The following is a 16,872-nucleotide window of genomic DNA, read 5'->3' as shown; positions in this document are numbered from 1 at the left end:
CTGAGCTATTTGTTTTGAACTACTTGTTCTGAACTATTTGTTTTGAATTACTTGGTTTTGAAGCCGAAGGAACCATCCCAGCCAGATTCAGGAGGGTAGCTCTGATAGTAAGAGATCCGTTCACGATAGAGCAGTATCAGCGCCGGGTACTCTCCATCGGTTTCCAGTGCATCAAGAAGTGCCAGTGCATCCTGCCAGCGCTGCTCAAGATAGTTTTTCAGAAAGGCATCCAGCTTTGGTTGGCGTGCCTGAAGCGCTACATCAACCGCCAGTGCTGCCAGGTCAGGTGATCTCGGCAGCACTGCGTCTGGCCGAACACCTATCGGCTCATAAATCCGTACCGCCTCCTGCTTGCCTTTTACCTTAACCTTATCCAGCTCCCGGTAAAGTATCAGATCAGCGGTCTGCTGCACCGTCATCTCACTGACCAGAATACCGGTTCCATACTGTTTGGTCAGCGACTCCAGCCTTGCACCCAGATTGACCGCATCACCCAGCACTGTATAGGCACGGCGGAACTCTGACCCCATATTACCCACCGTCATCACGCCCGTGTTCAGACCGATACCGATATGCAGGGGCGGCCAACCTCTGGCTTCAAACTCGGGACGCAGTGCTGCAGCCTTGTGCTGCATCAATAATGCCGCCAACACTGCATCGCGAGCATGCATTTGCGTTTCCAATGGCGCTCCCCAGAAAGCCATCAGGGCATCGCCGATATATTTGTCGATCGTGCCATCAAGATCGTGAACGATCTCGGTCATCAGCGACAGATAGGTATTCATCAGACGAGCCAATTCGGGAGCCGGCATATTTTCGGAGATGGTAGTGAAGCTGCGCACATCAGAGAAAAGCACTGTCAGCTCGCGGTTCTCGCCCTCCATCGAAGCCACCTGAGGGTTATCAGCCAGCGCTTCCACCACTTTGGGCGGCACATACTGACCGAACAGACCGGATATCTGCCTGCGCGTGCGTGATTCGACAAAAAGCCCATAGAGGATATGCAACGAAAAAACGCCGATCACACCCACCATCAGAACGGCGTCAGGAACCACCAGATAAAGCGATTGCCAGGCCCAGAGGCTAAGACCTGCCAGCGTTCCCAGAACAATCAGCGTCAGCAACACAGACAAAGCCGGCCCTAATAAGGGCAACAGCAGCGCCAGCACTCCTGCAAACAACAGCAAGCCGACGACCTCAAGCCCCTGCACAAAAGCCGGTTGCTGCTTGATATCATCGCGCAGTATCCCCTCGATCAGGCTGGCATGGATCTCCACCCCCGGAAAGGCATTACCCATGGGCGTTGATCGAAGATCCATCAGGCCCGGCGCGGTGGTGCCAACCAGTACGATTCGGTCCCGCAGAGAGCCCTCTGGCAGCTTCTGTTGCACGATATCGGTGGCAGAGATATAAGGGAAGCTGCCCTGAGGACCCCGGTATGGGATCAGAGCGCTGACCGTCGCATCCACCGGGATATAGCGATCGGCCACGCGCAACCACTCAATAGCATGATATTGCTCCGTACTGTCCTCCCCCAGAATTACCTGTGGCAGATGCCCACCCAGATAATGACGCGCAGCCACCAGCGACAGGCTCTCATATAGATCACCTTCAAACTGAATCAGCATCGGTACCCGGCGCGACAGCCCATCGACATCAAACAGAGGAGTAAAATGCCCTGCACCCATGGCATTACGTTGTAGTTCTGGGATATTGGCACCGAAGCCATCGGCCTGCACAAAGGGGATATTCAGCCCCTCCAGCTCCTCGCTCAAAAAGGTGGGGCCAGGCAGTTGCCCACTGCGGATTGCACCCTGTTCAGTATTGAAATAATAGCCCAGCAGAACCGGTCGCCCCTGCATCGCCTCTGCAAACAGGGCATCACGATCCAACTCCGGCCTGAGCATCTCCAGTGCTGAGATAAACTCTGGCTGCTGACTCAACTCACGCTCTGCCAGCGCCTCTAACACTGGCAGGCCACTGCTTTCATCTTTTTCGGCAAAGACCACGTCGAACACCACCAACGCAGCCTGCTGCCGTTCAAACAGCTCATCCAACATCTGCGCGAGAATATGTCGTGGCCAAGGCCAGCGCGCCACCTGTTGCAGACTGCTTTCATCGATATCGACAATCGCTACAACTGGTTCCAGATCCGGTGTAGCGGTCAGTTTCAGGCGCTGATCATAGCTCCAGGTTTCGAGCCGGGTCAGGGCTTCGATATGATAAAAAGCCAGCACATGTCCCAGCAACAGCGCTATCCAGAGCAAGCCCAGACTGCTGCGCCGAAGGTATCGCCCCAGTATTCTGCGCTTCATCCGCATCAGCCTTTTGCTTTGGCAAGAATGGCTTCGATATCCACTTCATCTATCTGTTCCGGGCTGAGAAACTCCTGCCCGTACTTCAACCACACCTGCTTGCGCACAAAGACCTCGAATATCTCAGGGTCAATATGGCCATTGGCCGAAAAGTTGGCCAAGATATTCAGTGACAGATTCAGTCCCATCGGTTTTTTGTAGGGACGATCGCTGGCAGTCAATGCCTCGAAAATATCGGCAATCCCCATCACACGCGCCTGCACACTCATCTGATCACGGGTCAGCCCCCGCGGATAACCCTTGCCATCCATGCGTTCATGGTGCCCCCCGGCATACTCGGGCACACTCAGCAGGTGGTTGGGCCAGGGCAGCGCTTCGAGCATCTTGATGGTCGCCACGATATGATTATTGATTATCTCGCGCTCTGCTCCGGTCAGCGTACCAGCACGGATCGACAGATTCTCCACTTCGTTTTCCGACAGGAAGGGTTGGCTCTCGCCATCCAGCACCCAGGGATAGCGGCTGGCAATCTCCAGAATCAGTGCCTGATCCTCATCGCCCATCTTTTCTGATCCGATATTGGCCCGGCGCAGAAACGCCTGATCCTCATCCAACTGTTGCAACCTCTGACTCATCTGAGCCTGCGCCTCTGCTTCCGATACTCCAGCCGCAATCGCTTCCAGGCAAGCAATCTTCAGATCACGCCTGATCACCTCGAAACGGGTATCGATCAGATGAATGCGATCAAAAATAGTCTCAAGCTTGGTCGCTTTATCGACCACATGCACCGGAGTCGTGATCTTGCCGCAGTCATGCAACAAACCAGCGATCCTCAGTTCATAGCGGTCCTTATCCGTCATTTCGAACCCGGCCAACGGGCCCTCGCTGGTTTCGTGAATCGCTTCGGCGATCAACATGGTCAGGGCTGGCACACGTTGACAATGGCCACCGGTATAGGGTGATTTCTCGTCGATCGCGATGTTGATCATGTTGATAAAGGCTTCGAACAGCTCGGCAAGCTGCTGTATCAACTGACGATTACGTAAAGCGATGGCAGCCTGCGATGCCAGTGAATTGGCCAGCATCTCGGCCGAAGTGCTGAAGGCACAGACCTCACCGGTGTGAGGATCGATGGAGTTGAGCAGTTGCAGGACACCGATGATCTCATCTTCATGATTCTTCATGGGCACCGTGAGAAACGACTTCGATCGATAACCGGTACGCTGATCAAAGGCACGAGTCCCGGAGAAGTCAAAACCCTCTACATCATAAGCATCAACAATATTAATACTTTCGCCGGTCAATGCAGCATGCGCCACCACCATGGAGTGATTCGGGCTGCCATCTTCGTGATAAAGCGGCAGCTCGGGAAAGGTGATCGGATTGCCACTGGTGCCACCAAATGCCAGGCCGATGGAGTCTGTACGGACAATCGCAAAACGTACTGAACGGTGGTCATCCGAGATCAGATACAGGCTGCCGCCATCAGCATGCGTGATGGTCTTGGCAGCCAGAAGAATGCGTTCAAGTAGCTTGTCGATATCCTGCTCGGATGAGAGCGCAATGCCGATCTGGTTCAGGTACTCCAGCTGTTCCGAAAGCTCCATCGTACGTGTCATACCCACCTCATCACCTTAAGTCATGCCGCCCGTCGACGTGATATGAGTATAGAAAAGATGCGCTGTCGACGCCATGCATCTCTTATTTTAACGAATTGACTATTCAAACATCTGCTGATGAGGCTCACCAATGCGTCTGGCACGCGTAGCCATGGACGTATGAGTGATAACTCGCTTGATATTGGGCCAGCGATCAAACGCCTGTCGCAATTCGCCGATACGGTCCATTGACTCAACCTCAACATACAGCATCAGGTCCACATCACCGCTGATCGAATGGGCCAGACGGACTTCTGGAATCGCCTCAATCAACGACTGTATCTCGTCACAGCACAAGGGGCTGAAAGTGAGCTCGAAATAGGCACTGATGCGATTGCCTGCCACTGCCGGTTTCAATACCGCCTGATAGCCGGCAATGGTGCCATTTTCCTCCAGTCGGCGGATGCGCTCCTTCACGGCACTGCGCGACAGAAACACCTGACGACTGATATCACTGACCGACACCCGCGCATTTTTCTGCAGCAGGTTCAGAATCAGACGATCGTAACGATCCAGCATGATGACTCTTTTCTCATTTTGGCTGTGAAACCACCAGAATGGCGGCCAATCCCCTCATTTTGCAGGCGCTTTTCCTGCTGCAGGGACCTAAGATTGGCAAAAATTCTAGCGGATTTACAGCCATGAGTAACCTGAAAAAAAACCTGGGCATCCCTGCCGGTATTGCCATGACCGTCACGACCTTTATCGGCCCCGGTATTCTGATGCTGCCAGCCATGTCGGTAGATCGTGCCGGTGACCTGGCACTCACCACCTGGTGGCTGACGCTGCTGTTAGTACTACCGATCGCGCTGGTATTCGCCATGCTCGGCGCCAGATACCCTTCAGCCGGTGGCGCTGCACACTACGTCAAGGCAGCACTGAATGCACCACTGGGTAAAGCGGTTGGCTGGCTGTTTCTGTCGGTGCTGCTGGTCGGGCCCACTGTGGCTTTGAAAGTGGGCGCCAGCTATCTGGCACTGGCACTGGGCCTGCCACCCGAGTCTATTCTATGGCTGACATTACTGACCCTGGTGGCTGTACTGATGCTTGGCAATGCCGGTATCGAAGCGTCGGCCGGTATTCAGATCGCCATCGTACTGGCACTGATCATCGCCGTATCCTGGCTCAGCCTGCGTGGCGCACCTTCTTCCGAAGGGTTTCGTATCCCCGCTACCCAACAGGACTGGCTGCTGAGCCTGAGCACCGTCGGAATCGTGTTCTGGTGTTTCATGGGGATTGAAGTCATGGCGCACATGGGGGCTGAATTCCGGCGGCCTCAACGTGATTTTCCGATAGCCCTGTTGATTGGTCTGGCCATTGTCGTCGCCTGTTATCTCGCCACTGTGATGCTGATCAGACAGTATCAGGTCTATGGTGATGAACTGACCAACAGTCAGTCATTCGGTCTGCTGGTTGTGGAAATTCTCGGTTCTGGTTGGAGTCGTGCCTTTGCCATCGGCGCTTTCGCCATCGTTTTTGCCAATGCGCTGATCTATCTGCTTGGCTTTGCACGCATGATACTGTCACTGTCTCAATCAGGTGCACTGCCTGTCTGGTGTGGCCACACGAACCTTAAAGGCGCACCGGCCAACGCCTTGTGGATATGCATTGTGATCTGTTGCACCTCCATCGCGCTGATGGAGGTGCTGGCACTGCCGGTTGATCATATGATCGAGATGACCAATGGCGTCTTTATCACGGTTTATGGTCTGGCTTGTTTCGCAGCCTGGCGACTGACACGCGGAATAGGGCGCTGGCTGTCTGCCATCGCTTGCGCCAGTTGCCTCCTTATCATGCTGAAGATAGGAGTCGCCATGCTCTATCCGGCATTGATGCTGGCAGCAGCCTGCCTGATCGAAACCCTGCGCTATCGCCGCTCTCTTTCGATGCCAGTCTGATTATATTCGGTGTTTTCTGCGTATGCCTCTCTGATCGCCATGATTTGCGGGAGGCTTTTCAGAAACAAGGGGATCAGGTCTGGGTCAAAATGTTTCCCAGCGTTATCTTCCAGATACGCAATGGCACGCTCAACTGACCAGGGCTCCTTGTAAGGACGTCGCGTTGTCAGGGCATCAAACACGTCCGCAATAGCGACAATTCGCGCAGCCAGGGGGATCGAGGTGCTTTTTAATCGCTGTGGATAACCGCTGCCATCCCATTTTTCATGATGATGCAGGGCGACAGTTCGGGCCAGTGTCAAAAGCTCTGAATCCGGATTCTCACCGATAATTCCGGCTCCTATCTCAGCATGTCCCATCATGATGTCCCACTCATCAGGCGACAGTTTACCCGGCTTCTGCAGGACAGCATCCGGGATACCTATCTTTCCGATATCATGCATCGGCGCCGCATGCATCAATAGCTCTGCTTCAGCCTCGCTCATGCCTGCGGCCAATGCCAGAACACGGGTATAGAGGCTCATGCGAATGACATGTAATCCAGTTTCGTTATCCTTGAACTCAGCCGCTCTGCCCAGGCGCTGAATAATCAACAGCTGCGTTGCATACAACTGCTCAGTGCGCTGTCGAACCTTGGCCTCCAGTTCACGGTTACGGTCATACAGCGCCAGATGAGTCTGCACTCTTGCCAGCACGATCGGTGGGCTGATCGGCTTGGTGATATAATCCGCCGCCCCCAGTTCAAAGCCTTTTATTTCGTCGGAGATCTGTATCTTGGCGGTAACGAAAATCACCGGGATATGGCGAGTAAGGGGGTCAGCCTTGAGCCGTCTGCACACCTCATACCCATCCATGTCCGGCATCATGATATCCAGCAGTATCAGATCGGGTAGTGAACCGGATTGAACAATTTGCAGCGCTTTCTCACCTCTTGTTGCTGCCTTGACCTGATACTCCGCCTTGAGGATGCCAACCAGCACATCAATGTTTTCCGGAGTATCATCCACAACCAGAATAGTCTGACGCTTCAGGCTTTCCATAAATCGCTGTCCTCGCTCCATCACTGATTTCTCCAGCTACTTCATTCGCTCCTATCGTCCCCCACACCGGGAGATCGCTCCAGCAGCCTGCCCATAAGTTTAGTCAAAGCTTGCAAAGCTGCCTCAAAATCATACTGAGAAACCGACTTTTCTATCTGATCCAGATGCTTGTCGGTGCCATAAACTTGCCGGATCTGCAGGAGTGTCGCCTGCGCTTGGGTATCATCGTCATGCAACTGCTGATCAAGTGTCTGCAACAGCTGTTTAACTGCCTCCTGATCCTGAGTTCCTGTTTCAAAAAGGCCGTTGTTTGCATCATCAGAATCTGTCACGAGAGCAGGTGGGCTCAACTTCAAGGGACCGAGCACAGTGATCAGTGCAGCCAGATTGCTCTCGAGTTCTGGCAGAATCAGATCGCAACGCTCATGATCACTCTGTGCAATAGCCTGCTCCAGCTCACCTGCCAACCGTTGCAATTCCACAGCTCCAATATTTCCGGCCAAGCCCTTGAATGTATGTGCCAACCGCTCCGCAAGCGCTTTATCCCCGACGGCCAACGCACAAGTAATTTTATCCACGATATCAAACTGTTTGTCACGAAACTGCAGCAGCATTTTTAACAAAAGCTGCGCATTGCCGCCCATGCGCTCCAATGCATCCAGAAGATCGAGTCCCTCCAGTCCTTCAAGCCCCTCGAAGCCTGCCAAACCATCATCAGTACCCGGTGTCTCTTGTGAAATATCAATCTGTAACCAATTTCTTATTACGGCAAACAGCTGATTCAGATCAATCGGCTTGGCAATATGGTCATTCATACCTGCAGCCAGGCAGCGCTCGCGATCACCAGCCATGGCATTCGCGGTCATGGCTATGATCGGAAGGGTGTCATAGCGCGGATCAGCTCTCAGTCGCCTCGTGGCTTCAAAACCATCCATCACCGGCATCTGCAGATCCATCAACACCAGTGCAAACGATTGCTGCTCAATCAATTCCAGGGCCCGGGCGCCATCTCCCGCTATCACCACCTGAAATCCAGCCGTTTCCAGCAGCTCTCGCGCCAGTTGCTGATTCATCTCATTATCTTCCACCACCAGCAGTGGCAAGCCGCGATGCCTGATACCCTCTGACATTACCTTGATACTACCGCTTTGTTCCTGCCCCCCCTTCACGACATCAAGACTGAAGGAACTGATGATCGCATCAAATAGAGTCGAGGGATTGACCGGTTTAGTCAGATAGCCATCAAGCTCCAGATTCTGAGCTTCGGTCATCAACTCCTCTCGACCATAGCCTGTCACCATGACGAATCTAGGCGCATTTTCATGCAGTTGATCCCGTATCTGGAGCACGGCTTCAACACCGTCAAGACCCGGCATTTTCCAATCCATCAACACCAGATCAAAAGGAGAACCTGCCAGAAATGCAGCCGTGACAATCGTGATAGCCTGCTCGCCAGACACACAGCCCTGTGCAAGAAAACCAAATTGTTCAAGATAGCGCAGCAGAATTTCGCGACAATGCACGTTGTCATCCACGACCAGCACATTAATACGCTGCAATGATCGCGGCACTGTCATTTCCGGCTCCTGATGGATTTTCGCCAGCTCAAACTGGGCCGTAAATGTGAAACAGCTGCCCCGACCCGGTTCGCTGTCAACCCGTATCTCTCCTCCCATCAGGTTGACCAGACTCGACACAATACTCAGCCCCAGTCCAGTACCACCAAAGCGACGAGTCGTCGAACTGTCTGCCTGAGAAAATGCCTGAAACAGTTTTTTCTGCTCATCCTGCGAGATACCGATACCGGTATCTTCCACCTCAAACTCCAGCAATACATTTGATTGAGTGACTCGGACAGGCTTTATGCGCAATATCACCTCGCCCTTTTCGGTGAACTTGATCGCATTATTAACCAGATTGATCAGAATTTGTGACAGACGCAGCGGATCACCGCGCAAACCTGTGGGCAGATCGGGCGCCATATCGATCAGCAGCTCCAGGCCCTTTTCATTCGCTTTGAAAGCGACAATCGAGGCGAGTCTATCCATCACCTCATGCAGATCAAGATGAGTCGATTCCAGTGAGAGTTTGCCCGCTTCAATCTTGGAGAAATCGAGAATGTCGTTGATGATACCGAGCAGCGACTGAGATGATGTATTGATTTTATTGATATAATCCTGCTGTTGTGGATCAAGATCGGTCTGCAACGCAAGATGCCCATAACCAATAATAGCGTTCATCGGCGTACGTATTTCATGACTCATATTGGCCAGAAAACTGGACTTGGCTGCTGTCGCCTCCTCCGCGACCTGGCGTGCCTGATTCAGCTCGCTGGTGCGCGCGGCAACCAGTTGTTCCAGCTCGTGGGTGGATGTATAAAGCATCCGTCGCATCCGCTCTTGCGCATCCACCAACTGCCTGAACTCTTTGATCTGCGTCGAAATTTCAACGCTTTCTGTCAGCTCCAAAGCACCGATACGATCACTGGCCAGCGCTAGTTGCTGCAGTGGCGCAGCAAACCGCGCAGCCATGTGCCGAATCACAAATAGTGTGACCAACAGAACGAATGCCAGTATCACCAACAGCACCTGACGATGGTACTGGGCACCCGGAATAAAAGCGGATTCAGGCGCAAAAACACCGACCCAGAGTCGCTGATCGCCCGTATCAAAGGCACTGAAATGCCTGAACCAGAACTCTCCTTCGCTGCGATAACGATGAGTCAGACCTGACGTTTTGCCCTCAGCCTTCCAACCGCTTACACCATCCTTCAAAGGTCCGCTCAATATCTCTTCAGCAGGCTGCAAAACTGCATCTCGAATACCATTACCACTCAGAATTTTTTCCTCGGCCGGAACACCCAACAGTAGCCCGTCGTCGGTCAGCACCAGAGTCTTGCCCTGAGTAGCGAAATTGATCCCTGAAGTGAATCGAGACAGGTCCGCCAGCATCACATCAAACGCCAGAACCAACGTTTTACCTTGCTGATTTTGCCAGCGCATTGAAGCACTGATTCCCGGATCACCTGTGGTCAAAAATCGATACGGGGCTGTCCAATGCACCTGCCCCTCAGGAGTAGACATGGCACCGGTAAACCAGGGTCTCTGCAGAGGAGAGTAATCGCGGGTTTCCATACGGGTAAAGGGAGTTTGATGCAGTGTCTGCCAGTCCTGCCAGCGCACCTGAGCAGGCCACTCCTCGGGGTCGGTAAGACGATTGGTCCAACTGCCATCCGGTCGTTTCAACAGCAGCCACTCGGTTCCCTCCTCGGTGGCAAACAGCACAGAAGTCACTTCCTCAGAGTGCGACAGAACCGGCATTAACAGTGTATTCAATGTCGGCCAGTCTGCCGGCTCCAGGTATTCGTTATCTATCCATTCCCGACCAGAGTGAACAAGCCGTTCGACTGTCCCGAACACCTGCTCCAGTTCCAGTTCAACACGGTCTGCCACCTGCTCGACCTGCGCCTGAGAGATATCCTTCGTTGCAGGGTCTATAACAAGAAAGTAGATGCCAGCATACAGGCTGCCGATCGCCAGGAGTAAAAGCGATAGCACGTGACTGACCAGTTTATGGCGTATCGAGACTCTGCGCGATTGGCGCTTGTCTGACTGCTCGACTGACATCCCTGCATCCCTGTTTCAAGCACACAATAAAATTCTCGGTTGAAGCACCGACTCCATCTCTATCTGTTATAACTCAACAATGAAAGCTTTACAGCTATTGCTAATATAAATTATCGAAATATCACCAACAGCACTTAATAGTATCTGGCAAAAATGAAAAAAAAAGCCAACTTGCTCTTTTGGTTTAGAGTAAATCGGCTTTTATTTCAAGCTGCACCCTCTGGAAAAAGACGCATTGGCAGAACAGAAAGACCTTGTAATCAGCTACTTATATGATCAATTCAGACCGCCCATCTCTTCGATCAGTTTTTTGTAACTCTCGATCTGGCCAGCCAACTGCTCTTTGACTGCCTCGCCTTCAATATAGACAACGGGCATCAGAATCCGCTCTTCAGTGATTTGCAGAAAGCGTGGATCCCTGGTTGCAGCTTCCAGCGCTTCAGCCAGACGAGTGATGTGACTCGAAGGCGTATTATTCGGCACCATCACCACGCGGATTTCGCCTGGATCTATCTCATAGCCCAATTCACGCAAAGTTGGCGCATCCGGGAAGGCGACCAGACGCTCATCCGCCAGACTGACCAGCACAGGCATCTCGCCTGTTTCAGCATAACCGGAGTGAGTACCGCCACTGTAGCCGAAATCAACGTCCCCAGACAAAATCAGCGGCGCCATTCCGGCACCTCCTGCTGTTGGTACGATACGGAAGCTGACACCTTCCTGCTTGGCAATGTAATCAATCAACAGACGATCAAGCGTGGTCTGAGTGGCATAACTCAGGCCGGGATTGGCCTTGGCATACTCAATCAGTTCAGCCCAGCTCGAAAAAGGACGTCCTTCACCCGTGACGATGGCAGATTGCCCCAGGGTTATCCCGGCGACATAGTTGAAGCTGTCCAGTTCATAAGAAGTTGGCGCAGCAAGTGGGCCGAAAGTGATGGTGGAAGAAGTGCCGAAAACAAAGGTATAGCCTTCATCACGGCTGTTGGCCAGCTGTGCCAGAGCGACACCGCCACCGGCGCCCGGACGGTTGATGACATTGACCTGCTGTCCAAGGTGCTCACCCAGAACATTAGCCAACACACGGCCCTGAATATCCGTACTGCCACCCGGATTGAAACCGATCACCATATTCAGTGGTTTAGTTGGAAAGTCAGCCGCCTGGACAGCAACGCTACCCAAAGCAATAGCACCTGATAATAATGCCGTTTTGAAGATATTTTTAATTTTCATTCTGTTTCCCCAGTAGGTTTTTTATAGATCTGCCCTGTTTGCCAGGCAGTCAGTTTTCGCGGACCACGTTTTTGCGAACCAAGTCTTCGCGAACCAAGTGTTCGCGAGTCAGGCCCGCTTTTTACGCTGCCTCATCGCACTCCAGACAAAATGGAGCAACAACAACACAGTAGCTACGATAAATACGACCGCAATCGGCCGCTCCAGCAATATGGCAGCATCGCCACCCGACAGGATAATCGACTGGCGCATATTCAGCTCCAGCATGGGTGTTACGATGAAAGCCACCAGAAAGGTCACGAAAGAGTAGTCAAACTTCTTCAGAAAATAGCCCAGAATGGCAAAACCAAACACCACCAGCAGTCCGAAAGTGCCATAGCCCTGAACCTGAATCCCGGCCAGACAGAGAAAGATCACGATCGGTATGACCAGATGCTGTGGAATGTTCGTGATCTGGGCAAAAACGCGCAGACCATACCAGCCGATCGCCAGCATCAGCACACTCGCCACCAGCATGCCTGAGAAGATGGAGAAGAGCATCTCGGGCTGCTCGCGCAGCATCAGAGGGCCAACGGTAATGCCATGAATCATGAAGGCACCCACCAGCAGCGCCGCAGAGACACTGCCTGGAATCCCCAGACCGAACAGTGGAATATAGCTTGCTGGAATCACCGCATTATCTGCCGATTCGGCCGCAGCGATACCACGAGGATCGCCCTTGCCATAAGTGCTCGGGTCCTTCGCCGCTCGTTTGGCTGCCCCATATGACATAAAGGAGCCGACCGACGGACCAAGCCCGGGCAAAGCACCGACAAAAGCACCAATCGCCGTGCCACGCAGAATCGTAGGCACAGTCGTTTTGAACTCTTTCCAGCTCAGGTCATCCTTCTCAGAATCACCCAGATTGATGGCGGTCTGGTTACGGTTACGACGATACTCATCCAATTGCACAAACATCTCGGACAGCGCCAGCGTACCGATCACCAGAGGAAGAATCGGCACCCCTTCCATCAGCTCATAAAAGCCAAATGTCAGGCGCATCGCCCCGGTTTCAGGATCGAGCCCAACGGTACCCAGCACAATTCCCAGACCACCGGCTGCCATTCCCTTGAGAAAAGATCCTCCCGCCATACCGGCAATGAAGATCAGTGCAAACACCAGAATCGCAGCCAACTCATAAGGCCCGAACTTCAGTGCCACCGCAGCAAACGGTATTGCCACACCAATCAGCAACAATGTTGCAAGCAGATCCCCGATAACGGATGCCAACAAGCCGATTTTCAAAGCCGTACGTGGTCGGCCATCACGAGCCATGGGGTAGCCATCAAGGCAAGTGGCCGCTGAAGACGCCTCACCCGGTGTATTGAGCAATATGGCTGACACGGCACTGCCAGCAGCCGTTCCCTTGGACAAGCCGATCAGAAAAGAGATTGCCGCATAGGGTGACATATAAAAGGTCAGTGGAATCGCAATCGCGATGGCAACGGATCGATTCAATCCGGGAATAACCCCGACAATATAACCCATCAGGACACCGCCAAAGATGACGAAGATGGATTCCCAACTCAGTGCGATCGCAAAAGCGTCGCTGATAGCAGTAAAATCAGGCACTTAGACGACTCCAATTCTCATCAGATAAACGGTCAGGATGTACAGTCCCAATGTGGGCAGACCCGTACAGATCAGATAGATGGTCCAGCGTCTTTCACCAAGAATAAACAGCAGGAACCCGATCAGAAAAGGCGCAATCCAGGTCAATGGAAAGAAGATCGCCAGACAGATGAAGATCAGAACATAGAGAAACGGCCAGACATGATGCCAAAGCTCAGCAAGGCTGACGCCCACAATAACAGGCTCTTTCGCCTTTTTCATATGGATAAGAGAGGTGACAACAAGTAGACCCGCGAACAGCAGGATAACCCAGGCGCCGATTGAGGCGACCAGCTGGGGTGGCAAACCAAAAGAGAAACCGCCCCCACCATATTGCGGTATCACCCAGGTCAGCAACAACACTGAGAATACGGTGGCTGCCAGACCAGACCAGAAATTAATTCTCATCATAACTAATACAATCCATTGATTATTATTATAAAATTCCAGTTTTTTTATTCTGAAAAAAAGCTACTCCTTATAACCAGTTATAGAATAATCACACACTCATCCAGGACAACCGATACTATCGATCAGGATAGATTGTTCATCATCCATTGTTCCAGATCTCTCGCGGCCAGCGGCCGACTGAAGTAATACCCCTGACAGATATCGCAACCCAGCTCACGCAACAGCCCCAGCTGTTCAGCCGTTTCAACACCTTCGGCAACGACATCCAACCCAAGATTATCAGCCATGTTTATGATTGTATAGACAATGGCATGATCCTTGGTCTTTTTTGTCAGGCTGCTGACAAAGCTCTGATCGATCTTAAGACGATCGATCGGAAAGTTTTTCAGATGTGCCAGAGAGGAGTAACCGGTACCAAAATCATCAATCGACAGATGAATACCTGATGATTTGAGTGCATTCATGCTTTCCAGCGAATGATCAGCATAATCCATGATAATGCTCTCGGTCAGCTCCAGTTCCAGATACTTGCCATCCAGGGCTGCATTGGCAAGTGCCTGTTGTACTTCAGCATCCAGACCTCCCCGCTGGAACTGCTTACCAGACAGATTGACCGACATGAACTGAAGCGGATATCCGGCATTGATCCAGACACTCATCTGCAGGCAAGCGGCCTGAATCACCCAGCGCCCGAGTGGCAGAATCAGACCGGTTTCCTCGGCAACTGGAATGAACTGACTTGGTGGCAGCATTTCACCACTCTCAAGCTCCCAGCGCAGCAAGGCTTCAACACCCACCACCTGGCCGGTTTCTGTCGACACCATCGGTTGGTAATGCAGTACAAACTCTTCATTGTCCAGCGCCCTGCGCAGAGCGTTTTCCAGCTCCAGGCGTTGGCGAGCCCGTTGAGTCAGCTCCTCAGTGAAAAAGCAGTGCAGATCTCGTCCACGGCTTTTCGCCACATTCATCGCCGTATCGGCAAACTGCACCAGCTCAAGCGCATTACTGGCATCTTCGGGATACAGACTGATACCGATACTCGCCCCCACCACAACCTCATGTCCGGTGGATAAGCTCACTGGCTGTTTCAGAAGATCCAGTATCGACTGAGCCACTGTTGCAGCCTGGTCAGGATGGTTAATACCCTCCATGACCAGCATGAACTCATCGCCACCCAGACGTGCCAATGTGTCTTCTTTACGCAGTTGATATTTGATACGCATCGCTATCGCTTTGAGAAACTCATCGCCGGCGGGATGTCCGAAACTGTCATTGATCGTTTTGAATCGATCCAGATCCATGTAAAGTGCGGCGACATGATGACCGCTGCGTCGTGCCTGTTCCACCGCGTGATCCAACCGTGACAAGAGCAATAACCGGTTAGGCAACTGCGTCAGGGGATCATAGTGTGTCAGATGCTCCAGTTGGGCTTCCGAGCGTTTCTGATGGCTGAGATCGCTGAATACGCCGATGTAGTTAGTTGCCCTCCCTTGCTCCCCATAAACGGTGTTAAGACGCAAATACTGTGGATAAAGCTCGCCGTTTTTACGCCGATTCCAGATCTCCCCCTGCCAGGCTCCGCTTTCCAGCAGTGAAGCCCACATCGACTGATAAAAATCGCAGGTATGACGCCCGGATTTAAGCAGGACAGGCGTTGAACCCACCACCTCCTCTTCGCTGTAGCCGGTGATCTCAGTGAAGGCCGCATTAACAGCCTGAATCTGTGACTGCAGATCGGTGATCAATACACCGTCACTGGTGTTCTCAAACACCGCGGCGGCCTCTCTGAGTCGAGCTTCGGTACGTTTTTGCTGTGTCACATCATTCAGTGTGCCGACAATATCGCACAGCTCACCCTGATCATCCTGCAGTAACCGCATCTCATGACGCAGCCACATTGAGGTGCCATCAGCATGGGGTAACCGATGTTCAATGGTACAACTCCCCTGCCTGAGCAAAGTGCTGAACGCTTGGTTGTGCTCTACTCCCTGAGGAAAAAAGGTCTGTTGCCACCACTCAGGTTGCAGTGCGTGACTGACACTATACCCAGTGATTTCAGTCAGATTCTCACTGATCCATACCGCCCTGATACAGCCATCCTGAATGCGCAGGTTATAGAGTACCGTCGGACTGGCGGAAAGCAGGTGCGAGAATCGCTGATTCACCTCAAGCAGTCGCTTTCGCTCGCGCAGCAGCTCAGCGCTGCGGAACACCTTCTGCATCAGCGCCGCCAGCTCATACAGATAGCCGTCATGTTTTGCCAGATAGTCATCGACACCGAGCTTGATCGCCTGCGAGGCGATCTCCTCAGTACCCTGACCGGTTATCAGCACGATCGGAAGCTCCAGTTTTCGTTCATCGCGGATGATCCGTGCCAGCTCAAGGCCATCCATGCCGGGCAGCCGGAAATCCAGTAGCAGAAGGTCAAAGCTATTCGGCTCATCCGCCGATACGGGCAGCAGCGACAGTACTGAGGTCGCATCTCTGACGGCTGTCAATCTGATCTGGGGAGCATGCTGCTTAAGATGGCGTCGGGCAAGGTCAATATCAAAGGCGTTATGTTCGGCATAGAGTACACGCAACAGAGTATGCGAGCGCAGCGCATTGGTGCGATAGCGAATCGAGGCCTGTAGCATGATCTGCGCCAGTCTCTTCAGATAGCTGTCACGTTTGACGATATAATCATCGGCACCGGCCTTGAGCGCACCGATGGTGGCGTTATGATCGCCCTGACCTGTCAGGATTACAACTGCCATCGGCAGACGATTTTCTCTGACGTAAGTGAGCGCTTCGATACCTGAACCATCAGGCAGGGATAGATCGGTGAGCAGCAGGTCAAACACAACTGAGCTATTCACCGAGCAACTCAATAGCTCCAGGCCTTCGGCAAGAGAGGCAGCCAGAGTCAGACTGATCTCCGGATGGGAGGTCGCCAACATCCGTCTGGCAAGATCTGCATCCGCGGCATTGTCCTCTATGTACAGTACACGCATCCGAGGCTTCCTTTATGACACTCTTTTATGGCGCTCTTTTTATGGCCT

Annotated in this window: 10 protein-coding genes; 1 reads left to right on the top strand and 9 read right to left on the bottom strand. The window is 52.7% G+C overall.

What is annotated here, in order from left to right; all coding sequences use genetic code 11:
* Window positions 1–47: 47 nt before the first annotated feature.
* From ACK3CJ_RS01990 to ACK3CJ_RS01980, 3 genes are all read right to left on the bottom strand, one after another.
* Window positions 48–2,315 carry a CHASE2 domain-containing protein gene (locus ACK3CJ_RS01990; protein WP_409524725.1) on the bottom strand — a complete coding sequence of 756 codons (2,268 nt, stop codon included), beginning with the start codon at window positions 2,313–2,315 and terminating at the stop codon, window positions 48–50.
* A 5-nt stretch (window positions 2,316–2,320) separates the two neighbouring features.
* Window positions 2,321–3,934 (bottom strand): HD domain-containing phosphohydrolase, encoded by a 1,614-nt coding sequence (locus ACK3CJ_RS01985; RefSeq protein WP_409524724.1) that lies wholly within the window; start codon window positions 3,932–3,934, stop codon window positions 2,321–2,323.
* A 99-nt stretch (window positions 3,935–4,033) separates the two neighbouring features.
* Window positions 4,034–4,492, bottom strand: a complete 459-nt coding sequence (locus tag ACK3CJ_RS01980; RefSeq protein WP_409524723.1) for an Lrp/AsnC family transcriptional regulator — start codon at window positions 4,490–4,492, stop codon at window positions 4,034–4,036.
* A 122-nt stretch (window positions 4,493–4,614) separates the two neighbouring features.
* Between ACK3CJ_RS01980 and yjeH the strand changes: the two genes are divergently transcribed.
* Window positions 4,615–5,871, top strand: a complete 1,257-nt coding sequence (yjeH, locus tag ACK3CJ_RS01975) for an L-methionine/branched-chain amino acid transporter (protein ID WP_409524722.1) — start codon at window positions 4,615–4,617, stop codon at window positions 5,869–5,871.
* Here yjeH and ACK3CJ_RS01970 read toward each other — a convergent pair.
* The 6 genes from ACK3CJ_RS01970 to ACK3CJ_RS01945 all read right to left on the bottom strand — a co-directional run bounded on the left by ACK3CJ_RS01970 (window position 5,841) and on the right by ACK3CJ_RS01945 (window position 16,824).
* Window positions 5,841–6,932, bottom strand: coding sequence for a response regulator (locus tag ACK3CJ_RS01970; protein WP_409524721.1), 1,092 nt, complete (start codon window positions 6,930–6,932; stop codon window positions 5,841–5,843). The genes yjeH and ACK3CJ_RS01970 overlap by 31 nt on opposite strands.
* Before the next feature lie 20 nt (window positions 6,933–6,952).
* Window positions 6,953–10,537 (bottom strand): hybrid sensor histidine kinase/response regulator, encoded by a 3,585-nt coding sequence (locus ACK3CJ_RS01965; protein WP_409524720.1) that lies wholly within the window; start codon window positions 10,535–10,537, stop codon window positions 6,953–6,955.
* A gap of 276 nt (window positions 10,538–10,813) precedes the next feature.
* Complete coding sequence (locus tag ACK3CJ_RS01960) at window positions 10,814–11,770, bottom strand: Bug family tripartite tricarboxylate transporter substrate binding protein (protein ID WP_409524719.1); 957 nt, start codon at window positions 11,768–11,770, stop codon at window positions 10,814–10,816.
* 108 nt (window positions 11,771–11,878) lie between these two features.
* Window positions 11,879–13,381: a tripartite tricarboxylate transporter permease gene (locus ACK3CJ_RS01955; protein ID WP_409524718.1), complete on the bottom strand. Its 1,503-nt coding sequence runs from the start codon at window positions 13,379–13,381 to the stop codon at window positions 11,879–11,881.
* A complete protein-coding gene (locus ACK3CJ_RS01950) occupies window positions 13,382–13,831 on the bottom strand; it encodes a hypothetical protein (protein ID WP_409524717.1) in 450 nt (149 codons plus the stop codon).
* Between the two features lie 122 nt (window positions 13,832–13,953).
* On the bottom strand, window positions 13,954–16,824 hold the full coding sequence (locus ACK3CJ_RS01945) for an EAL domain-containing protein (protein WP_409524716.1): 2,871 nt from the start codon (window positions 16,822–16,824) through the stop codon (window positions 13,954–13,956).
* Window positions 16,825–16,872 lie beyond the last annotated feature (48 nt).

It is taken from the genome of Nitrincola salilacus, from assembly GCF_046271865.1.
In the GTDB taxonomy this organism is placed as follows: Bacteria; Pseudomonadota; Gammaproteobacteria; order Pseudomonadales; family Balneatricaceae; genus Nitrincola; species Nitrincola salilacus.
This window is presented reverse-complemented; position numbering and strand designations above follow the sequence as displayed.

What these genes read in the sequence shown, in the direction of transcription:
- ACK3CJ_RS01985 (WP_409524724.1), bottom strand. Translation starts at nt 3,934, where the DNA reads ATGACACGTACGATGGAGCTTTCGGAACAGCTGGAGTACCTGAACCAG.
- ACK3CJ_RS01990 (WP_409524725.1), bottom strand. Translation starts at nt 2,315, where the DNA reads ATGAAGCGCAGAATACTGGGGCGATACCTTCGGCGCAGCAGTCTGGGC.
- ACK3CJ_RS01950 (WP_409524717.1), bottom strand. Translation starts at nt 13,831, where the DNA reads ATGATGAGAATTAATTTCTGGTCTGGTCTGGCAGCCACCGTATTCTCA.
- ACK3CJ_RS01970 (WP_409524721.1), bottom strand. Translation starts at nt 6,932, where the DNA reads ATGGAGCGAGGACAGCGATTTATGGAAAGCCTGAAGCGTCAGACTATT.
- yjeH (WP_409524722.1), top strand. Translation starts at nt 4,615, where the DNA reads ATGAGTAACCTGAAAAAAAACCTGGGCATCCCTGCCGGTATTGCCATG.
- ACK3CJ_RS01965 (WP_409524720.1), bottom strand. Translation starts at nt 10,537, where the DNA reads ATGTCAGTCGAGCAGTCAGACAAGCGCCAATCGCGCAGAGTCTCGATA.
- ACK3CJ_RS01980 (WP_409524723.1), bottom strand. Translation starts at nt 4,492, where the DNA reads ATGCTGGATCGTTACGATCGTCTGATTCTGAACCTGCTGCAGAAAAAT.
- ACK3CJ_RS01945 (WP_409524716.1), bottom strand. Translation starts at nt 16,824, where the DNA reads ATGCGTGTACTGTACATAGAGGACAATGCCGCGGATGCAGATCTTGCC.
- ACK3CJ_RS01960 (WP_409524719.1), bottom strand. Translation starts at nt 11,770, where the DNA reads ATGAAAATTAAAAATATCTTCAAAACGGCATTATTATCAGGTGCTATT.